The 20,095-nt window shown below is 59.6% G+C and carries 18 protein-coding genes and 2 tRNA genes; 5 read left to right on the plus strand and 15 right to left on the minus strand.

Annotated elements, in window-relative coordinates; translation table 11 throughout:
* The first annotated feature begins 242 nt into the window (after positions 1–242).
* On the plus strand, positions 243–2,147 hold the full coding sequence (locus GCM43_RS01170; protein WP_152241678.1) for a putative bifunctional diguanylate cyclase/phosphodiesterase: 1,905 nt from the start codon (positions 243–245) through the stop codon (positions 2,145–2,147).
* Between the two features lie 124 nt (positions 2,148–2,271).
* Here the strand turns inward: GCM43_RS01170 and GCM43_RS01175 are convergent, their stop codons facing one another.
* Positions 2,272–3,939 carry a peptide chain release factor 3 gene (locus tag GCM43_RS01175; RefSeq protein WP_152241679.1) on the minus strand — a complete coding sequence of 556 codons (1,668 nt, stop codon included), beginning with the start codon at positions 3,937–3,939 and terminating at the stop codon, positions 2,272–2,274.
* 501 nt (positions 3,940–4,440) lie between these two features.
* Between GCM43_RS01175 and GCM43_RS01180 the strand changes: the two genes are divergently transcribed.
* Positions 4,441–5,250 (plus strand): Crp/Fnr family transcriptional regulator, encoded by an 810-nt coding sequence (locus GCM43_RS01180; protein ID WP_152241680.1) that lies wholly within the window; start codon positions 4,441–4,443, stop codon positions 5,248–5,250.
* A gap of 171 nt (positions 5,251–5,421) precedes the next feature.
* Here GCM43_RS01180 and GCM43_RS01185 read toward each other — a convergent pair whose 3' ends face one another.
* The 12 genes from GCM43_RS01185 to GCM43_RS01240 form a co-directional block, all read right to left on the minus strand.
* Positions 5,422–6,840, minus strand: coding sequence for a sensor histidine kinase (locus GCM43_RS01185; protein WP_152241681.1), 1,419 nt, complete (start codon positions 6,838–6,840; stop codon positions 5,422–5,424).
* Between the two features lie 149 nt (positions 6,841–6,989).
* The gene (locus GCM43_RS01190; RefSeq protein WP_076571670.1) at positions 6,990–7,622 is read right to left on the minus strand and encodes a response regulator; all 633 of its coding nucleotides are present in this window, start codon (positions 7,620–7,622) and stop codon (positions 6,990–6,992) included.
* Positions 7,623–7,821: 199 nt separating this feature from the next.
* Positions 7,822–8,241 (minus strand): MerR family transcriptional regulator, encoded by a 420-nt coding sequence (locus GCM43_RS01195; protein WP_152241682.1) that lies wholly within the window; start codon positions 8,239–8,241, stop codon positions 7,822–7,824.
* A 10-nt stretch (positions 8,242–8,251) separates the two neighbouring features.
* The gene (locus GCM43_RS01200; RefSeq protein WP_152241683.1) at positions 8,252–8,599 is read right to left on the minus strand and encodes an integration host factor subunit alpha; all 348 of its coding nucleotides are present in this window, start codon (positions 8,597–8,599) and stop codon (positions 8,252–8,254) included.
* 169 nt (positions 8,600–8,768) lie between these two features.
* Positions 8,769–11,195, minus strand: a complete 2,427-nt coding sequence (pheT, locus tag GCM43_RS01205) for a phenylalanine--tRNA ligase subunit beta (protein WP_152241684.1) — start codon at positions 11,193–11,195, stop codon at positions 8,769–8,771.
* A 79-nt stretch (positions 11,196–11,274) separates the two neighbouring features.
* Complete coding sequence (pheS, locus tag GCM43_RS01210; protein ID WP_152241685.1) at positions 11,275–12,291, minus strand: phenylalanine--tRNA ligase subunit alpha; 1,017 nt, start codon at positions 12,289–12,291, stop codon at positions 11,275–11,277.
* A 135-nt stretch (positions 12,292–12,426) separates the two neighbouring features.
* Positions 12,427–12,786 carry a 50S ribosomal protein L20 gene (rplT, locus tag GCM43_RS01215; protein ID WP_010399214.1) on the minus strand — a complete coding sequence of 120 codons (360 nt, stop codon included), beginning with the start codon at positions 12,784–12,786 and terminating at the stop codon, positions 12,427–12,429.
* Positions 12,787–12,812: 26 nt separating this feature from the next.
* Positions 12,813–13,010, minus strand: a complete 198-nt coding sequence (gene rpmI, locus GCM43_RS01220; RefSeq protein WP_152242011.1) for a 50S ribosomal protein L35 — start codon at positions 13,008–13,010, stop codon at positions 12,813–12,815.
* 227 nt (positions 13,011–13,237) lie between these two features.
* Positions 13,238–13,783, minus strand: coding sequence for a translation initiation factor IF-3 (gene infC / locus GCM43_RS01225; RefSeq protein WP_264372634.1), 546 nt, complete (start codon positions 13,781–13,783; stop codon positions 13,238–13,240).
* A 27-nt stretch (positions 13,784–13,810) separates the two neighbouring features.
* Positions 13,811–15,718, minus strand: coding sequence for a threonine--tRNA ligase (gene thrS, locus GCM43_RS01230; protein WP_152241686.1), 1,908 nt, complete (start codon positions 15,716–15,718; stop codon positions 13,811–13,813).
* 216 nt (positions 15,719–15,934) lie between these two features.
* Positions 15,935–16,011 (minus strand) — tRNA-Val (locus GCM43_RS01235).
* A gap of 78 nt (positions 16,012–16,089) precedes the next feature.
* Positions 16,090–16,166 (minus strand) — tRNA-Val (locus GCM43_RS01240).
* Positions 16,167–16,312: 146 nt separating this feature from the next.
* Between GCM43_RS01240 and GCM43_RS01245 the strand changes: the two genes are divergently transcribed.
* A complete protein-coding gene (locus tag GCM43_RS01245) occupies positions 16,313–16,777 on the plus strand; it encodes a hypothetical protein (protein ID WP_152241687.1) in 465 nt (154 codons plus the stop codon).
* Here GCM43_RS01245 and GCM43_RS01250 read toward each other — a convergent pair.
* Complete coding sequence (locus GCM43_RS01250) at positions 16,774–17,889, minus strand: acyltransferase family protein (RefSeq protein WP_152241688.1); 1,116 nt, start codon at positions 17,887–17,889, stop codon at positions 16,774–16,776. The genes GCM43_RS01245 and GCM43_RS01250 overlap by 4 nt on opposite strands.
* A gap of 128 nt (positions 17,890–18,017) precedes the next feature.
* Between GCM43_RS01250 and GCM43_RS01255 the strand changes: the two genes are divergently transcribed.
* Complete coding sequence (locus GCM43_RS01255; RefSeq protein ID WP_152241689.1) at positions 18,018–18,971, plus strand: M14 family metallopeptidase; 954 nt, start codon at positions 18,018–18,020, stop codon at positions 18,969–18,971.
* Between the two features lie 107 nt (positions 18,972–19,078).
* Here GCM43_RS01255 and sugE read toward each other — a convergent pair whose 3' ends face one another.
* Positions 19,079–19,399: a quaternary ammonium compound efflux SMR transporter SugE gene (sugE, locus tag GCM43_RS01260; RefSeq protein ID WP_152241690.1), complete on the minus strand. Its 321-nt coding sequence runs from the start codon at positions 19,397–19,399 to the stop codon at positions 19,079–19,081.
* 213 nt (positions 19,400–19,612) lie between these two features.
* Here sugE and GCM43_RS01265 point away from each other — a divergent pair, with 213 nt between their 5' ends.
* Entirely contained in the window at positions 19,613–19,975 is a 363-nt protein-coding gene (locus GCM43_RS01265) for a DUF1304 domain-containing protein (protein ID WP_152241691.1), read from the plus strand.
* Positions 19,976–20,095: the final 120 nt, after the last annotated feature.

Here is a 20,095-nt window from a genome sequence, read left to right on the forward strand (position 1 = left end):
GCAACGAAACCTTTAAAAAAACATAATCTGGAGAAAAAAGCTAAAATTGCTGTCAGCGCGTATTGCAAAGACAGCATGCCCTTGTCGCCTGTAGTACGGCGCGCAGTAACAGACAGTTGCATCCCGCCTGTACTTTCAGGCGCCAAACTGACAATATGTCGGCCTCGACAAGACGGTGCGCCCCTTGCGCCACCGGCTACACCAGAATGGAAACAATGCATGGCAGGGCAAGGAAAAACCGCATGATGGAACGTATGAAGCTGCCGTCAGCCAGGATGCGCGGCGCGCAGGTAGCCCGCTTCAATCTGCTGGCCGCGTTTGTTCTGATGAGCTGTACCAGCCTGCTGCTGATCATATTCCAGCTGATCTGCCTGCAAGGGTCGCTGCAGCGCTCGCTTTCGTTGCAAACGGCCATGCTGGCGCCCGAGATGTCGGTCAAGCTGCGCCAGCATGACCGCCTGGGCGCCGAGCAGGCTCTGGGGCGGCTGTCGGGTACGCCAGAGATCGAACAGGCCGTGCTTTACAGTCCCTACGGTTCGCCCTTTGCCAGCTACGCACGCACCGCCAGCGACGCGGCACCGAAGACGCCGCAAGCGGGCATGCGGATCGACTGGCTGGCCGATCATGCTACGCTGCTGACACCGGTGCCGGGCGGCGGCGCCCTGCTGCTGCGCAGCAACCTCGTCACGCTGCATCAGGATCTGATCGAAGCGGCCGCCTATATCGGCCTGGTCAGCCTGTTTGCCTACGCGGTGGCGATCCTGATGGTGCGACGCACGCGCTCGGCCGCGCAGCAGGCCGAGAATCACCTGCACTATCTGGCGCATGTCGACCCCGTCACCGAACTGCCGAACCGCCATGAATTCAACGAGGCGCTGGCCTACGCCATGGCGCGTGCCGACCGCCAGGACAGCAGCCTGGGCCTGCTGCTGCTCGACCTCGACAACTTCAAGATCGTCAACGATACGCTGGGCCACCAGTGCGGCGACCAGTTGCTGCAGCTGGTCGCCAGGCGCCTGACGGCCATCGTGCGCAGCACCGATATCGTCTGCCGCATCGGCGGCGACGAGTTCGTGGTGATTGTCGAGCCGGCCGATGATGCCTCCGAGATGGCCTGCGTCTCGCGCAAGCTGCTGGCCGCGCTGGCCGAGCCGTTTGCGCTGCAGGGCCACCAGCTGTATGTCAGCGCCAGCATCGGCATGAGCCTGTATCCGTTTGACGCGCAGGACGGCGCCACGTTGACGCGCAACGCCGATACCGCCATGTATTACGCCAAGCACGACGGCAAGAACCGCTACGCGGTGTTTCGCGCCGAAATGGAACAGCGCGCCCAGCGCCGCATGCGCATCGAAGCGAACCTGCGCCGCGCGCTGCAAAACGATGAGCTGTATCTGCACTACCAGCCGCAGATCGATTTGCGCAGCGGCCGCCTCGTCGGCGTAGAAGCGCTGATCCGCTGGAACTGCCGTGAACTCGGTCCGCTGACCCCGGACGAATTTATTCCGGTCGCCGAGGAAAGCGGCGTCATCATTGAACTGGGCCGCTGGGTGCTGCAAAGCGCGTGCCGCCAGGCGGCCAGCTGGTGCAAGGCAGGGCTGCTCGATTCGCTTGAACATGTCGCGGTCAACCTGTCTGCCTGCCAGGCGCGCGAGCCGGGCCTGATGGACGATATACGCGCCATCCTGGAAGAAACGCAGTTGCCGCACGGGCTGCTGGAGCTGGAAATTACCGAAGGCGTCATGATGGACAACGTGCACGCCAATGTGGAGCTGATGCGCCGCCTGCAGGAAGCCGGCATCCATCTGTCGATCGACGACTTCGGCACCGGCTACTCTTCGATGTCCTACCTCAAGCGCCTGCCGATCGACCAGCTGAAGATCGACCGCAGCTTCGTGCACGACCTGCCCGGCGAAGGCGAAGCGATCATCACAGCCATTATCGCCATGGCCCACAGCCTGAACCTGAAGGTGGTGGCCGAAGGCGTGGAAACGCCGCAGCAGGTGGAATTCCTGCGCCAGGCCGGCTGCGACAATGTGCAGGGCTATTTCTTTGCCCGTCCGATGACGGCAGCGCAGCTGACCGCCCTGCTGCTGGAACGGCGCGACTGGAGCCGGCGCACGGTGATGGCACTCGGTGATGGCGCGTAGGTCGGATTAGGCCGCAGGCCGTAATCCGACAACACCGCTGACGCCAACAATGTTGTCGGATTACGGCCCCTGCGGGGCCTAATCCGACCTACGCAGACCGATCAAGCATCAACGTATTGCCAGCCTACGCCAGCTTGGCCGAATGCTCGCGGGTAGCGTGGAAAGTCAGCTTGGGCCAGCGCTCCTGCGTCAGACGCAGATTGACGCCCGAGGTGGCCAGGTAGGCCATATTGCCGGCCGCGTCATAGGCCACATTGTGACCGAGCGCGTTTTCAAAGTCGACCAGCGCCTTCTTGTCGTCGCTCGAGACCCAGCGCGCGCTGCTGATGCTGGTGCCTTCGAAGACGGCGTCGACGCCGTACTCGTTGAGCAGGCGGCTGGCGACCACTTCGAACTGCAGCACGCCGACTGCCCCCAATACCAGTTCGCCGCCCTGCACCGGCTTGAACACCTGTACCGCGCCTTCTTCACCGAGCTGCTGCAAGCCCTTGTGCAGTTGCTTGATCTTGAGCGGATTGCGGATGCGTACCGAGCGGAAGAAGTCCGGCGCAAAGTACGGAATGCCGGTAAAGGTCAGCATCTCGCCTTCGGAAAAACTGTCGCCGATCTGCATATTGCCGTGGTTCGGCAGGCCGATAATGTCGCCGGCGTACGCCTCTTCCACCTGTTCGCGCGACGATGCCATGAACGTCACCACCGAGGACACCTTGATATCGCGGCCCAGGCGCAAATGCTTGACCTTCATGCCACGCTCGAAGCGCCCCGAGCACACGCGCAGGAAAGCGATGCGGTCGCGGTGGGCCGGGTCCATATTGGCCTGGATCTTGAACACGAAGCCGGTAAACGGCTGCTCGGACGGCTCGACCGAACGCACCGTGGCATCGCGTTCGCGTGGCGCGGGCGCCCAATCGACCAGCGCCGACAGAATCTCGCGCACGCCGAAGTTGTTGATGGCCGAGCCGAAGAACACCGGCGTCTGCACGCCGGCCAGGAATTGTTCGAGGTCGAACGGATTGGAGGCGCCGTGCACCAGTTCGACTTCCATGCGCAGCTGATCCATCTCCAGCGGGAACATCTCCTGCAGGCGCGGATTGTCGATGCCCTTGATGATCTCAAAGGCGCCGTCGGCCTTTTCTTCACCGGCCTTGAACAGCATGATCGTATCGTTGAGCAGGTGGTACACGCCGCGGAAGTTCTTGCCCATGCCGATCGGCCAGGTCACCGGCGCGCACTGGATCTTGAGCACCGACTCGAGTTCGTCGAGCAGGTCGAGCGGATCGCGCGTTTCGCGGTCCATCTTGTTCATGAAGGTGACAATCGGCGTATTGCGCATGCGGCACACGTCGAGCAGCTTGATGGTCTGCGCTTCCACGCCCTTGGCCGCATCGATCACCATCAGCGCCGAGTCGACCGCCGTCAGCACGCGATAAGTGTCTTCCGAGAAGTCCTGGTGACCCGGGGTGTCGAGCAGGTTGACCACGTGGTCGCGGAACTCGAACTGCATCACCGACGAGGCGACCGAAATGCCACGCTGCTTCTCGATTTCCATCCAGTCCGACGTGGCGTGGCGACCGGACTTGCGCGCCTTGACGGTACCGGCCATCTGGATCGCGCCCGAGAACAGCAGCAGTTTTTCGGTCAGCGTGGTCTTACCGGCATCCGGGTGGGAGATGATGCCGAACGTGCGGCGGCGCTGCACTTCGCGCGCGATCATCGCAGGGGTCTTGCTGCTGGCCGCCGACGCTGCTATCTCGTTGTTATCGGTGGTATCGGTCGAATCTGTCGCTGTCATGTTGTTCTCGTTAGCCATATTGGTGACCATCTGGGGCGTCCCATAATATGGCCATTGCAAAAAACCCTCGATTTTACAGAATGATGGCCCTTCCGTGTGAACTGTTCCAGCGCCCGCCGGGCATCGATCACCTGCCTGGCAAGGACGGACACCGGGCGTCCTACACGCCGTCCTACAGAACGGCCCAAATTAAAAAGTTGGAGTACTATCTGAACTCACCTCCAAAGCCGCTTTCTGCGGCGTTTCAGGGCGCCAGCCAGCATGAATCCCATGCCAGGAGCGCTCCGCTACCATTTCAATCGTGCGCTCGTAGGACTAGGACTACAAGGCGACCTCAATTGAGACTACAAAACGGCGACTGCTAATCTTATGTTCGCCAATTACATATGCCCGTAAAGTAGCTACATCGCGATCTGCACTGCGCGGCACGAAGAAAATCTCTCGAAGATTGACCGGCCAGCGCAGCAGGCGCACCCGATGTAACAGCCTGCGAGGAAACATATGAACCACACTCAACTTAGCGTCTCAGCCACCAAATCCGCCATGCTGCCACTGGCCATGCCAGCTGCCGGCCGCGAGATCAAGCTTGCGTCGCGTGTCAGCCTCAGCAGCGCACAACAGAATGAATTGCTGGGCGCCCTGCCGCGCGCAGCGCTGGAATCGCTGTTTGAAGACCTGGAACTGGTCGAGATGCCTTTCGGCAAAGAGCTGTTCGCCTATGGCAACTGCCTGGAATACACCTACTTCCCGACCAATGCCATCGTGTCGCTGCTGTATGTAATGGAAGACGGCGCCACCACCGAGATCGCCGTGGTCGGCCATGAAGGCGTGGTCGGCGTATCGCTGGTGCCGGGCGAGCGCGCCATGTGCACCGCCGTCGTGCAGAGCGCCGGTTACGGCTATCGCCTGAAAACGCAAAGCCTGCGCGACGCCTTCAACCAGGGCGGCGCCCTGCCACAGTTGCTGATGCGCTATACCAATGCCCTGTTTGCCCAGATGGCGCAAAACGCCGTTGGCGGCCGTCACAGCTCGATCGAACAAAAGCTGTGCCGCTGGCTGCTCGACCGCCTGGACCGCTCGCCATCGAATGAATTGAAAGTCACGCAGGAACTGATCTCGATCATGCTGGGCGTGCGCCGCGAGAGCATCACCGCCGCCGCCGGCAAGCTGCAGGATGAAGGCCTGATCCACTACCGCCGTGGCAATATCACGGTGCTGGACCGCGCTGGCCTGGAGTCCTACGCAGGCGAATGCTACAAGGTTGCCAAGACCGAATACGACCGCCTGCTGCGCGATGTAGCGCGCTGCTAAGCTACTCTACCGATCAAACACCAAACGGCCAGGAATTTCCTGGCCGTTGGTGTTTTTTTTGTTCCAAAAGCAAACCGGGGGGGGGAGGGATAATTCGCTGGTAACGTCGGCTTACGCTGCGCTAAGCCGACCTACGCCGACGTACATCGACGTACATCGACCAATGCCGACCTACGCTGGGCGCAGCTCGGCGTCTTCTTGCAGCGGCTCCGGCATCAGCGGCAACGGTATCAGCGCTTCCACGCAAGTGCCCTTGCCACCGGGGCCGGGCCGCACGCTCAGCGTGCCACCAAGCAGCAAAGCGCGTTCGCGCATGCCCAGCAAACCATGCGACATGGGCTTTTGCAGCGCGTCCTCGGCAATGCCGACACCATCATCGAGCACGCGCAGCAGCAAGCCCTGCTCATTGCGCCTGAGGGTCACGCTGACCGCCGAGGCGCGCGCATATTTGAGGATATTGGTCAGTGATTCCTGCACGATGCGAAACACGGCGATGGTCAGCGTCGGCTCGCGGATATCGAGGCTGATGCTGACGTCTGTTTCACAGCGCACCGAACTGATGCGCGTAAATTCCATGCAATAGCTCTCTATGGCCGCGCACAGGCCCAGATTATCGAGCAGGCTGGGCCGCAAATCTTCGACGATGCGCCGCTTCAGTTCCACCGTTTCCAGCAGCGTCGCCTTGGCGCGGCGCAGCTGGGCCGCCAGTTCGGGTTGCGTTTGCGCCAGCTGCTGCGTGACGGCGCCCAAGTCCATGCTGATCGAGGTCAGGTGGGCACCGAGCTCGTCATGCAGCTCGCGCGCCAGGCGCGCTTTTTCCTCTTCGCTGACACTGATCAGATGGCGCGACAGCACCGATAGCTGCTCGGTACGCTTGGCCACAGTTGACTCCAGATTGTCGTTGGCGTTTTGCAGAGCAAATTCGGCGGCGGCGCGCGTGCGAAAACTGATCCGCACCAGCTGGTAGAACATCAGTAGCACCGCAATCGCCAGCGCATTGATGCCAATGCCAAACACCACCGCATTCTGATATTCGCGGTAAAACGCGGCGCTGCCGGTGGCCAGCGACTCGCTCTGCTCGCGCACCATGATCACCACCTGCAGGCGGATTTCGTCCATGGCGGCGCGTTCGTCGCTGACGCGGGCAATATTGACGATATCGGACAGGCCACCTTGCTTGTAGACGTTGATCGATTCATCGAGTGTCAGCATTTTGCGCCGGATCAGCGTCTTGAGCTGCGCCAGGTTCTTGAGCTGACTGGGGCTGTTGGCCAGCAGCACCTCCAGGCCATGCAGCTCCTTTTCAATCTCGGCAGTGGCGGTTTTCGACGGCCCCAGATAGGTATCGGCATCCGACAGGAAATAGCCGCGCAGGCTGCTCTCGGCATCGAGCACCAGCACATTGAGATACTGCAGGCGGTCGGCCACCAGCGCACTCTGGCTCAGCAGTGTATTGGTACGCTTGAGGGACTGGAGATTGTGGTAAAGGCTGAAGCCGTTGCCGACAAGCAGCAGCGCGCAGACGAAGAACAGCGCTGTCTTGAAGAAGGGAAGGCGGTGTTTCGGGGCCGGTTCAACGGTGAAGTACATCCTGATGTGCATCCTTGGCAAGCTGGGCGCCGGTCAACATGCCGACGCCTGTGTGTCATCAATCTCGCTTACGGGTGCTGCGTCACGCAACATCAAGACCATGCTATCAGGCAAGCCGGGCGATCATGAGCCATGATCGCACCGTCGCGCTAGTCAAGCAAATTGTTTTTCATTGCGTAATAGGTCAAGTCGCTGTTCGATTGCAAGCCCATTTTTTCCATAATGCGCGTGCGGTAGGTACTGACGGTCTTGATGCTCAGCGACAGCGCCACGCCGATATCGGAGACGGTGGCGCCGCGCGCCAGGCGCAAAAACACCTGGAATTCGCGATCCGACAGTTCGGTGTGCAGCGCCGCATTGGTGTCGCGGTCGAACGACTGCGCCAGCAACTCGCCGACGGTCGAGCTGACATAGCGGCGGCCCTGGTACACGGTGCGCACGGCCGTCATCAGCTCGTCAGCCTCGCACTCCTTGTTCAGGTAGCCGTTGGCGCCCATCTTGAACAGGTTCAGCGCGTACTGCTGTGCCGGGTAGCCGCTCAGGATCAGCACCGGCAGTTCGGGCTGGCCCTGGCGGATGGTGCGCAAGGTATCGATGCCGCTCTGGTCGGGCATGGCGATATCGAGCAACAGCACATCACATATTTCGCGGCGGGCGATATCGAGCGCCTCGCGCCCGGTACCGGCTTCCGCCACCACACTGAAATCGCCTGACGACGAAAAAATCTGCTTGAATCCAGCTCGTACTATTTGGTGGTCATCACAAATGGCAACGCGTATCATTGTTTCCCCTTAAATTTTCCTTGCCTGGGAAAGACTCCCGACGCGGCACACCGCGCCGGTTCAGCGTCACTAACAAAAACGCAACCTAAGCATTATAAGTAAAACACACGGCGCACACGATACAAGCCGTGCGCCCCTGCATTTTAATCAAAAAAAAACAGCGTTATAAAACACAACCCTGGCTATATAAGACCGAGTTCTATTTTAGCAAGGCCAGTATCGCCAACAACTCGGCGCGTATCCATTGCCGGTCCAGCGGCGGCTCGACCGGTTCGGGCGGCGCGGCGACCACATCAGGAACCGGCGGCGTGAAATCGTCTGCCAGATTGACATGCGCTGCGCCACGACTGTCGAGCTTGTTACGCGCACCGCTGATGGTAAAGCCCTGCTCGTACAGCAGCTCGCGGATGCGCCGTATCAGCAGCACTTCGTGGTGCTGATAGTAGCGGCGATTGCCGCGCCGCTTGACCGGCTTGAGCTGGGAGAACTCCTGCTCCCAGTAGCGCAGCACATGCGGCTTGACGCCGCACAACTCGCTCACTTCGCCGATCGTGAAATAGCGCTTGGCCGGAATCGGCGGCAAGGCGATCAACTCCGTTTTACTGATGCGCTCGTTCATCGCCATTCACTCAGGCCGCGCGGGCCAGCGGACTGGTTTCTTCGACCATGCCCTTGAGCTTCTGGCTGGCATGGAAGGTCACGACGCGGCGCGCCGTAATGGGAATCTCTTCGCCGGTCTTGGGGTTGCGCCCCGGCCGCTGCGGCTTGTCGCGCAGCTGGAAGTTGCCGAAACCGGACAATTTGACCGCTTCGCCGCGCTCGAGCGCATTGCGTATCTCGTCAAAGAAGGTTTCCACCATGTCTTTTGCTTCACGCTTGTTCAGGCCCACTTGCTCGAACAGCAGTTCGGCCAGTTCAGCCTTGGTCAAGGTGGGAAGATCTTTTTCCGCTTCCTGGCGCACTTTGGCAACCAGCATGGCCCGATGCAGATCGGCAGCCAGTGCGGACTGCAGTACGGCGGAATCAACGTCGCTATTATTAATTTTCCTGCCCTGCCTTTTCTGTGCGCCTGCTGTTTGTCCATGACAAACACGCGGCCTGTTTACGGCGGAAGGCCGTCGCATGGTGGCGACGGCCTTCCGGCAATTACGAACGCAGTTTTGCGTCGTGCGCCTGCTTGACGGCTTCGATCAGCACGGCCATCAAGCCATCGACCACGTCATCCTGCAGGGTATTTTGAGTATCTTGCAAGCTAATCCGGAAAGCAAGGCTTTTTTCATCGCTTTCCAGACCTTTTCCACGATATTCATCAAATAAAACAATGGCTTGCACCACACGCGCGGCACTGCTGCCCTGCGCTGCCTTGTGCAGCGTGTCGAGCACGTCCTGCACCGGCACGGCCTGCTTGACAACCACCGCCAGATCGCGGCTGGCGCCCGGGAATTTCGAGATTTCCGCGTACACCGGCAGCGTGCGCTGCTCCAGTGCCGCAGCATCGACTTCAAACAGTACCGGCGCCTGTGGCAGATCGTATTTCTGCATCCAGCGCGGGTGCAATTCGCCGATAAAGCCAATCACCTTGCCATCGAGTTCGACGGTTGCCGAGCGACCCGGATGCAGCGCCGGATGCTCTGCCTTTGCAAAGCGCAGCACCAGCGGCGCGAACAGCGCTTCAAGGTCGGCTTTCACATCGAAGTAGTCGACCGTGCGTGCAGCCTGGCCCCATTGCTCGTCCGCGACGGCACCGTAGGCCATGGCAGCCACGCGTTTTGGCTGGTCGTAGCCGGCCACCGACAAGGGACCATTGATGGCCGTCTCGTTACGATGGAAGATCGCGCCCACCTCGAAGATGCGCACGCGATTGGTCTTGCGGTTCAGGTTGTAGCGCACGTTGGCGATCAGGCTGCCGATCAGCGACGAGCGCATCACGCTCATCTGGCTGGCAATCGGATTTTGCAGCTTGATCGGGTTGTTGTTGCCCGAAAAATCGCGCTCCCAGCCAGCATCGACAAAGCTCATGTTGACCACTTCCTGGTAACCGAGGTCGGCCAGTTCATGGCGCACGGCAAACAGCGAACGCGTGTTTTCCGGGGCGATCTGCATCACATTGGCCGCAACCGGCGCCAGCGCAGGAATGTTTTCAAAGCCGTAGACGCGGGCCACTTCCTCGATCAGGTCTTCCTCGATCTCGATATCGAAACGATAGCTGGGCGAAGTCACCGAGAACACGCCGTCGGCCTGCACGAACGGCAGCGCCAGGCGCGTAAAGATATCGGCCACGACCTCGTCAGTCAACGGCACGCCGATAACTTTCTGCGCGCGCGCCGTGCGCATGGTGACAGCCTTGCGCTGCGGCAGGTTGACCACATGGTCGTCGACCGGGCCGACGGTGGTGCCCGGCGTGCCGCAGATTTCCACGATCAGCGCGGTAATGCGTTCGATATGCTCGACGTTGGTGGCAAAGTCGACGCCACGCTCGAAACGGTGCGCCGCATCAGTCGAGAAATTGAGACGGCGGGCACGGCCCTGGATGGCGTTTGGCCACCAGAATGCCGCTTCCAGGTAGATGCTGTCGGTGTCGTCGGACACCGAACTGGCGTCGCCGCCCATGATGCCGGCCAGCGATTCGATTTCCTGGTCGTCGGCAATCACGCCGATCCAGTCATCGACCGCCACGGTATTGCCGTTCAACAGCTTGACCGACTCGCCTGCCTTGCCCCAGCGGATATCCAGGCCGCCATGAATCTTGGCCAGGTCAAACACATGGCTAGGACGCCCCAGCTCCAGCATCACATAGTTGGAAATATCAACCAGTGCCGACAGCGGACGCTGGCCGCTGCGCTCGAGGCGCTGCTTCATCCAGTCCGGCGTAGCGGCGCGTGCATTGAGGCCACGGATCACGCGACCGGTAAAGCGGCCGCACAGATCCGGTGCGCTGACCTTGACTGGCAGCACTTCGTCGCTCGACACCGGTACGGCTGCGAACTGCGGCGCATTGAGCGGCACGCCGGTCAGCGCCGACACTTCACGCGCCACGCCCAGCACCGACAGGCAGTCCGCCTTGTTCGGGGTCAGCTTGATGGTGAATTTGAGGTCGTTGAGCGCGTAGTAGTCGCGGAAATTCTGGCCGATCGGCGCGTCGTCAGGCAATTCGAGCAGGCCGGCGTTTTCTTCCGACAATTTCAGTTCGCGCGCCGAGCACAGCATGCCTTGCGACTCGACGCCGCGCAGCTGGCCGACCTTGATGACAAACGGCTTGCCATCGGCGCCAGGCGGCAGCACGGCGCCAGCCATGGCACAGGCCACGCGCAGGCCCGGGCGCACGTTGGGCGCGCCGCAGACGATATTGAGCATGGTGCCAGTACCGACATCGACCTTGCACACATTCAGGCGGTCGGCGTTCGGGTGTTTCTCCATTTCCAGTACCAGGCCCACCACCACGTTCGAGAATGGCGGGGCAACCGGATCGACGTCTTCAACTTCGAGACCGGACATGGTCAGCAGATGGGACAGTTCGTCCGAAGTCATCTTCGGATCGACCATGGTACGGAGCCAGTTTTCGGAAAATTGCATATTCAAGCCTTCAAAAGATCAACGATTGCGGCGCGAGCACAAAGGCGCTCAAGCGCCGCAAATCAAACGGGACAATGCTTCAATTGAACTGCTTCAGGAAACGCAGATCGCCTTCATAGAACAGGCGCAGGTCATTGATGCCATAACGCAGCATCGTCAGGCGTTCCAGGCCGGAGCCGAACGCAAAGCCGATGAATTTTTCAGGATCGAGGCCGAAGTTTTTCACCACCGTCGGGTGCACCTGGCCGGCGCCCGACACTTCCAGCCAGCGGCCCTTCAGCGGGCCGGAACCGAACGCGATATCGATCTCGGCCGACGGTTCCGTAAACGGGAAGTACGACGGACGGAAACGCACCTGCAGGTCGTCGGTTTCAAAGAATGCCTTGACGAAGTTCAGGTACACGCCCTTCAAGTCGGCAAAGCTGATGTCTTCGGCGATCCACAGGCCTTCGACCTGGTGGAACATCGGCGAATGGGTAGCGTCGCTGTCGACGCGGTAGGTACGGCCCGGCGCGATCACCTTGATCGGCGGCGTATGCGTGCGCGCATAGCGCACCTGCATCGGGCTGGTGTGCGTGCGCAGCAACAAAGGCTTGCCGTCGGTGTCATTGCCGTCGATATAGAAGGTGTCCTGCATCGAGCGCGCAGGATGGTTTTCCGGGCTGTTCAGAGCCGTGAAATTGGTCCAGTCGGTTTCGATTTCGGGGCCGTCGGCCACATCAAAACCGATCGAGCGGAAGATTTCTTCGACCCGTTCCCAGCTGCGCATCACCGGATGGATGCCGCCTGGCATGCGGCCACGGCCTGGCAGGGTCACGTCGATCGCTTCGGCGTTCAGACGGCCTTGCATCTGCGCGTCGGCCAGCGCATCACGGCGCGCGGTCAGCGCGTCTTCGATCTGCACTTTGGCGGCGTTGATGAGGGCGCCCTGCGCCTTGCGCGCGTCAGGGTCGAGCTTGCCCAGACCCTTCATCATTTCAGTAATCTGGCCAGTCTTGCCCAGGTAGCGGGCTTTGGCGTTTTCAAGTGCGGCAGCGTCTGCGGCGGCGATAAAGTCAGCCTGGGCCGAGACAACGAGTTCTTCTAGGGAGTTCATGCGGCTTTTCCTGTTTGGAAATCTATCCGGGACTGAGAGCCCAACTATCAAAAACGGAAACGGGGCACGAGGTATAAACCCCTGCCCCGCTCTTTTTAACGCTATCGTAAAAATAGCGTTGTGCAATGACCGTGCTTACGCAGCGATTTTTGCTTTAACTGCGTTGACAATCGCAGCGAATGCTGGCTTGTCCATCACAGCCATATCGGCCAGGACTTTACGGTCCAGTTCGATATTTGCTTTTTTCAGGCCGTTCATGAATACGCTGTACGTTACGCCATGCTCACGGGAAGCAGCGTTGATACGGGCGATCCACAGGCGGCGGAAAACGCGTTTCTTGTTGCGGCGATCGCGGTATGCGTATTGGCCAGCGCGCATAACTGCTTGCTTGGCAACACGGTATACACGGCTGCGGCGACCACGGTAGCCTTTAGCTTGAACAAGAATCTTCTTATGACGGGCACGAGCTGTAACCCCACGTTTTACTCTAGGCATAGTAACTCCTTAAATTGAGTGTGAGATTAAGCAGTCGGCATCATACGCAGTACGGACGTCACGTCCGAAGCGTTGATGTTGCGGGTACCGCGCAGCTGACGTTTGTTTTTGGTGGTTTTCTTGGTCAGGATGTGGCGTTTGAACGCTTGACCCGACTTCACAGTACCACCTGGACGCACGCGAAAACGTTTTTTCGCGGAGCTTTTGGTCTTCATTTTAGGCATAGCAATCTGTCCTCTTACGGACAGCTCCATTTATAACAGGATTGCAGGTGGCAACACGACGTCGCGCTTAGATGCCTGCTTTCACATGTTGTGCAGCGGATGCGAGTCCACTACAGTTTCGAGCGGCCCGTCCATTGCTGAACGGGCCGCTCAAATTTTTCCGGGACGACTTGCTGCACCAACACTGGCGCAAACACCTGCCATCCACAGAGAACCGCTATTGTAGCTTACTTTTTCTTCTTCGGCGACAGAACCATGATCATCTGACGGCCTTCCATCTTTGGAAACTGCTCAACCTGGCCATGCGGCTCCAGATCGGCCTTCAGACGTTCCAGCATGCGGAAGCCAATATCCTGGTGCGCCATCTCACGACCGCGGAAACGCAGCGTGATTTTGGTTTTATCGCCATCTTCAAGAAACTTGATGAGATTGCGCAGCTTGATATTGTAGTCACCATCATCAGTACCCGGACGGAATTTAACTTCCTTCACGAGAATGATCTTTTGCTTCAATTTCGCTTCGTGAGCTTTTTTCTGCTCCGAATACTTGAATTTGCCGTAGTCCATCAAACGGCATACCGGTGGCTGCGCGGTTGGCGCAATTTCCACCAGGTCGACGTTAGCCTCTTCCGCCAGGCGGAAGGCTTCGGCCAAACTCACGATACCGAGTGGCTCGTTATCGACCCCGCTTAAACGCATTTCAGGGGCAGTGATTTCGCCATTGATGCGATGTGACTTGTCAGTAGCTATTGTAATTTCCTTTAAAAATCTGATAAGACGGTCGTGCTGCGAGTTTCCTCGTCAGGCCTTGGTGTCGACTTCATGTTTGAGTCGCTCGATCAGGGCGTCGACGGACATTACGCCCAGGTCGACATTACCCCGCGCCCGCACGGCCACGGTATTGGCATCCCGCTCCTTATCCCCGATCACCAGGATGTAAGGCATTTTTTGAACGGAATGTTCACGTATTTTATAGGTAATCTTCTCGTTGCGCAAATCAGCCTGTACGCGCAGCCCCGCTTTGCGCAGTTTTGTTGTTACTTGTTGCACATAATCGGCCTGGGCGTCGGAAATATTCAACACCGACACTTGCATCGGCGACAGCCACAACGGCATCGCACCAGCATAGTGTTCGATCAGGATACCGATAAAACGTTCGAGCGAACCGACGATCGCGCGATGCAGCATAATCGGCACCTGGCGCGTGTTATCAACCGCCACATATTCGGCGCCCAGGCGACCCGGCATCGACGGATCGATCTGCACCGTGCCCACCTGCCAGGCGCGGCCGAGGCTGTCCTTCAGATGGTATTCGATCTTCGGACCATAGAAAGCGCCCTCGCCCGGCAGCTCCGTCCACTCCACGCCACATGCGCGCAGGGCCGAACGCAACGATTCTTCCGCCTTGTCCCACGACTCTTCGGTGCCGATGCGGCTGTCCGGACGCAGCGCCAGCTTGACGTCGATATTGGTAAAACCGAATGCCGTATACACATCCATGGCCTGCTGATGGAAGGCCGTCACTTCGCCGGCGATCTGGTCTTCGGTACAGAAAATATGGCCGTCATCTTGCGTAAAGCCGCGCACGCGCATCATGCCGTGCAGCGCGCCGGACGGCTCGTTGCGGTGGCATTGGCCGAATTCGCCGTAGCGCAGCGGCAGGTCGCGGTAGCTGCGCATGCCGTTGTTGAAAATCTGCACGTGACCAGGGCAGTTCATCGGCTTCAATGCATAGGCGCGGTTTTCCGACTCCGTGATAAACATGTTTTCACGGTAGTTATCCCAGTGACCGGTCTTTTCCCACAGGCCACGATCCAGAATCTGCGGCGCCTTGACTTCCTGGTAGCCGTTGACCTGGTACACATTGCGCATATATTGCTCGACCTGCTGCCAGATCGACCAGCCTTTCGGATGCCAGAAGATCAGGCCTGGCGCTTCTTCCTGGAAGTGGAAGAAGTCGAGCTGCTTGCCCAGCTTGCGGTGGTCGCGCTTTTCCGCTTCTTCCAGGTTGTGCAGATACAGTTCCTGGTCTTCCTTTTTAGCCCAGGCGGTGCCGTAGATACGCTGCAGCATCTCGTTTTTCGAGTCGCCGCGCCAGTAGGCGCCGGCCAGCTTCATCAGCTTGAACACTTTCAGCTTGCCCGTCGACGGCACGTGCGGGCCGCGGCACAGGTCGGTGAACTTGCCTTCCGAATACAGCGATACTTCCTGGTCGGCCGGAATGGCGCCGATCAGCTCGGCCTTGTAAGCTTCACCGATACCTTTGAAGTATTCAATCGCCTCGTCGCGCGACACCACCTTGCGCGATACCTGCTCGTCTTTTTTAGCCAGCTCGGCCATTTTCTTTTCAATCGCCGCCAGGTCTTCCGGCGTAAACGGGCGCTTGTAGGCAAAGTCGTAGTAGAAGCCGTTGTCGATCACCGGGCCGATGGTCACTTGCGCTTCGGGGAACAGTTCCTTGACGGCATAGGCCAGCAAGTGAGCGGTCGAATGGCGGATCACTTCCAGGCCATCGGCGTCCTTGTCGGTCACGATCGCCACTTCGGCGTCCTGCTCGATCAGATGGGACGTATCGACCAGCTTGCCGTCAACTTTGCCGGCCAGCGCAGCCTTGGCCAGGCCGGTACCAATATTGGCCGCAACCTGGGCCACGGTGACCGGGCCGTCAAATTGACGGGCGGAACCATCGGGAAGTCGGATTGTAAGCATATTGATCTCCATGTCGGCGCTGGCGCCAGGTAAAACTGCTAAATAATGTGTGGATAGAACTGAAAGGAAAACGCAGACGCAAAAAAACGCGGACTAGCCGCGTTTTTCACTTTTTTGAGACAAAGCAAACCCGATCGACTAGCGTCACTCCCAAATCCTGGTAGTAGTTCGCGGTGTCATAACCGGATAACCTTTCTTTCTCTCTGAACTGCATTCTGGTGGGCGGTGAGGAATTCGAATCCCCGACCCCTTGGATGTCGACCAAGTATTCTAACCAGCTGAACTAACCGCCCGTAAAACTTTTTTTTGATGACTTTTTTAATCATCACTTGCAGCTTGCGCTGCCTTGATTATTACCTTGCTGCATATTCTGGTGGGCGGTGAGGAATTCGAATCCCCGACCCCTTGGATGTCGACCAAGTATTCTAACCAGCTGAACTAACCGCCCGAAGACCAGCATTATAGAGAGGCTTTCCCGTAATGACAAGGGCTGTTTTACAGGAAACTTCATTCTGTTTTGATTGCGATTGCCGGGCGTCGGCCATACAAAAGGCAGGCTGACCACGGCCACGCAAATATCGCTAGAATCGCGGCATGAACTCTACCCTTCTTTCCTGGCTGAAAGCTTTGAGCCGCTGGTGCGGCTTTGAAACCGCCGACTCCTTTCCGCCCAACCATCCACATGCGCGCACGCGCTGGGATGCCGCCTATTTCGATATCGCGTCCGACGTCAAGCCCGATGAGATCGAGCGGCGCATCGGCGCGGCCATTGCCGCCACCCCCAGCGTGTTTGCCTATATTACTCATCCGACGCCGCGCATGCAGCAGGCTTTGCTGGCCGCCATCCATGAACGGCTGCGTCGCTCGCCCGGCGCCGGCGCCGCCGATCTGGTGCTGATGCTGATGCGCGCCTATGACAGCGCGCATACCGTGGAAGCAGTGCCGGGCCTGCGCGCGCTGATCCGCAATACCGAACACGAACCGGACCAGGTGCGCGCACATGCGGTGCTGGAACTGCTGGTGGGCACGCCGCGCGGGCTGGACGTGATCGACATCTAGCAACGAGCGTTCGATGACACATAACGCTGGCGCAGGCGCATAAACGGCGTTTCCACCAGCGCGTACAGCAGCCAGCCAGTCAGCACGCTCAGCGCCGCCATCACCAGCATCGCCGGCCAGCCGTCAGGGCCAAGACCCTGCGCCTGCAGCAGCGGCTTGAGCATGATGCACAGCTGCTTGTGCAGCAGGTAAATCGCATACGACCACAGGGCCAGGCTGGCCGCGCCGGGCACGCGCAGCCGGTACAGCAGGCTAGCCGGACTCATGGCAGCGACCAGCAGCAGCGTGACACTCAGCGCCAGCGCGGGATAGCCAAACACCGTTACCCAGTAGTCATAGTGGTGCGCAAAAAACACCGGCAACACCAGCGCGGCGCCCGCCAGTCCGGCCAGCAACGCCAGGTTGCCATGCGAGGTGGCGCGCTGCCAGGCCCGTGGATGGTAGTTTTTCAGCAGCGCCAGCGCCACGCCGGCCACCAGCTCGTCAAAGCGGCACCATGACGCGTAGTAGATATATTTGTAGTAGCCATACAGGCTTTGCGGCCCGGGCACATGCTCCTGCCACAGATAGCTGCGCACCAGCATGCCGGCTGCAAAACTGGCCGCCACCGCCGCCCACGCCCAGGACAGCGACTGGCGGCAGGCAGCGATCAGCAAGGCCACGGCTGGCAGCAGTACATAAAACTGTTCTTCCACGCACAGCGACCAGGCATGCGAAAACGCCGTGCCGGGGTTCAGATTGATATTTTGCGTAAAGGTCAAAAACCGCCATAGCGGCAACAGCGGGCTGTCGCCGCGAAAAGCCGGCCACAGATAATAGAGTGCCAGTACCACATAAAAGTTCGGCAAGGTGCGCAAAAAACGGCGCGCATAAAAACGCGGCAGCGAAAAACCGTGTTCGCTACGCAGTGCCGCAAAGATCTGGTTGCCGATCAGATAGCCGCTAAGGCCAAAAAACAGGTCGACCCCGACCCAGCCCACCTCGCCCCAGAAGCCAAAGGCATCACCGTCGCTGACAAACAGCCGGTAATGATTCATGAACACCAGCACAATGGCCAGCGCGCGCAGGGTATCCAAGCCGTGCAGGCGGGAAGATGGAGCAAGACCGGACATGAATCGCAAGCAATAGTGAACAGGCGCCGATCATGCCATGGCGTGCCCTGCCCTGGCCAGATTTTTACAGAACGGCAGGCAGATGAAATAAAATACGGCGACCCGTTTCCACCATAGGACCAGAGAGCATGCACAGCGCACACCACTTCAAATCCATCAACTATACCGGCCAGGGCCAGGGGCCGCGCCTGATCGTGACCGGCGCCGTGCACGGCAACGAAACCTGTGGCACCAAGGGCATACTGCGCGTGATGGCGGAAATCGACAGCGGCGAACTGCCGATCCTGGCCGGCAGCGTGACCTTTGTGCCGATCACCAATCCGCTGGCGTATGCCAAAGGCCAGCGCAGCGGCGAGCGCAACCTGAACCGCAACCTGTTTCCGAACGCGCACCCGCAAGACTTCGAAGACCGCATCGCCAACTGGCTGTGCCCGCTGCTGAGCCAGCATGACGTGCTGCTTGACCTGCATTCGTTCAACGCCGACAGCCAGCCCTTCGTGATGGTCGGCCCGCGCAACAACGACGGCCCGCTGCAGCCGTTCCAGCATGAAGAGCAAGAGCGCGCACTGGCGCGTCGCCTGGGCGTGCGCCGCTTTGTCGACGGCTGGCTGCAGACCTACGGCCAGGGCGTGCAGCGCCGCATGGGCAGCAGCGAGCAGGTCGGCATGGTGCTGCGCTACGGCGTGGGCACCACCGAATACATGCGCTCGACCGGCGGCTATGCCCTGACGCTCGAATGCGGCCAGCATGCCGATCCGGCCGCGCCGGACGTCGCCTACCGGGCCATCCGCAACACGCTGGCCTTCCTCGGCCTGGTCGCTGCGCCGCAGCCGGAGCCGATTGCCGACGCCGACATGGAAGCGCTGAGCATGGTGGTGGTGCACGACAAGCTTGACGCCAACGACCGCTTTATCAAAACCTGGTCGAGCTTTGATACGGTCAAACAGGGCGAGCAGATCGGCGTGCGCGCCGATGGCACGCCGGTCACGGCCGAGTTCGATGCAACTATCCTGTTCCCGGACGTCAATGCCCAGGCCAACGCCGAGTGGTACTACCTGGCGCGCGTCAACCCGGGCTTCTGATCAATGGCCAGATACAGATAAGTCATCGCGTACTCTCGAATTTGCAGGTCGGCGCAGGTCGGTGTAGGTCGGGTTAGCGCAGCGTAACCCGACACCCACCGTCAGCCTTACTGCGGACTCAGCAGTTTCAACCCGAGGATGCCGCAAACGATCAAGGCGATGCAAACGATGCGCGCCGCACTCGACGGTTCGCCCAGCACCATCATGCCGAAGATGGCCGTGCCCACCGTGCCGATGCCGGTCCAGATGGCGTAAGCCGTGCCCAGCGGCAAGGTGCGCAAGGCCAGGCCCAGCATCACGACGCTGCCCAGCATGGAAACAGCCGTCAGCACCGAAGGCACCAGGCGCGTAAAGCCGGCGCTGTATTTCAAGCCGATGGCCCAGCCGATTTCCAGCAGGCCAGCCAATACCAGTATCATCCACGACATGTTTTTCTCCCGAGGCGGCAGGGTCGTCCCCGCCATGCAGCCCCATCACCGTGGCAGGGTCGTCCCCACAGGAGCAAAAGAGCGGCGAGTATAGCATTCGCGGCAAAATCTTGCCCAAAGCATATCGCGCTAGTGTTATTGCTCTAAACAAACAATTCCGCAACAAGCCGGCCTGGCTGATAATTGCGCTTTACCCATCATTCTGGAGACACGATGCTGACCGCAGCCAAAGCACTGACCGCCCTTATTTTGCTCTTGCATGTGTATATCGTGCTGCTTGAAACCATCCTGTTCGACGCCCGCGGCCGCAAGGTATTCGGCTTATCGAAGGAAAAGGCCGAAATCGTGCGCGCCGCCATGTCCAACCAGGGCTGCTATAACGGCTTCCTGGTCGCGGCGCTGGCATTGGGCATGTTCCTGCCGGACGCGACCGTAGCGCAGGCATTTACGCTGTATGGCCTGGGCTGCATTGCCGTAGCCGGTATCTGGGGCGCGGCCACTGTCAAGACCAGCATCCTGTACATCCAGACCGTGCCGGCCGTGCTGGCGTTGCTGCTGTTTTATTTCGCTCGATGAAGTACGGGGCCGGCTCAAATTACACCGGCCCAGCACGTTATCGTTTTCTATCGTACTATGCTAACGCAATGCAATATCGTAAAAAAGCGATATTGAAATCGAGAAATGCCGATATGCACA

The sequence above is a fragment of the Janthinobacterium aquaticum genome, assembly GCF_009208565.1.
Classification (GTDB): Bacteria; Pseudomonadota; Gammaproteobacteria; order Burkholderiales; family Burkholderiaceae_D; genus Janthinobacterium.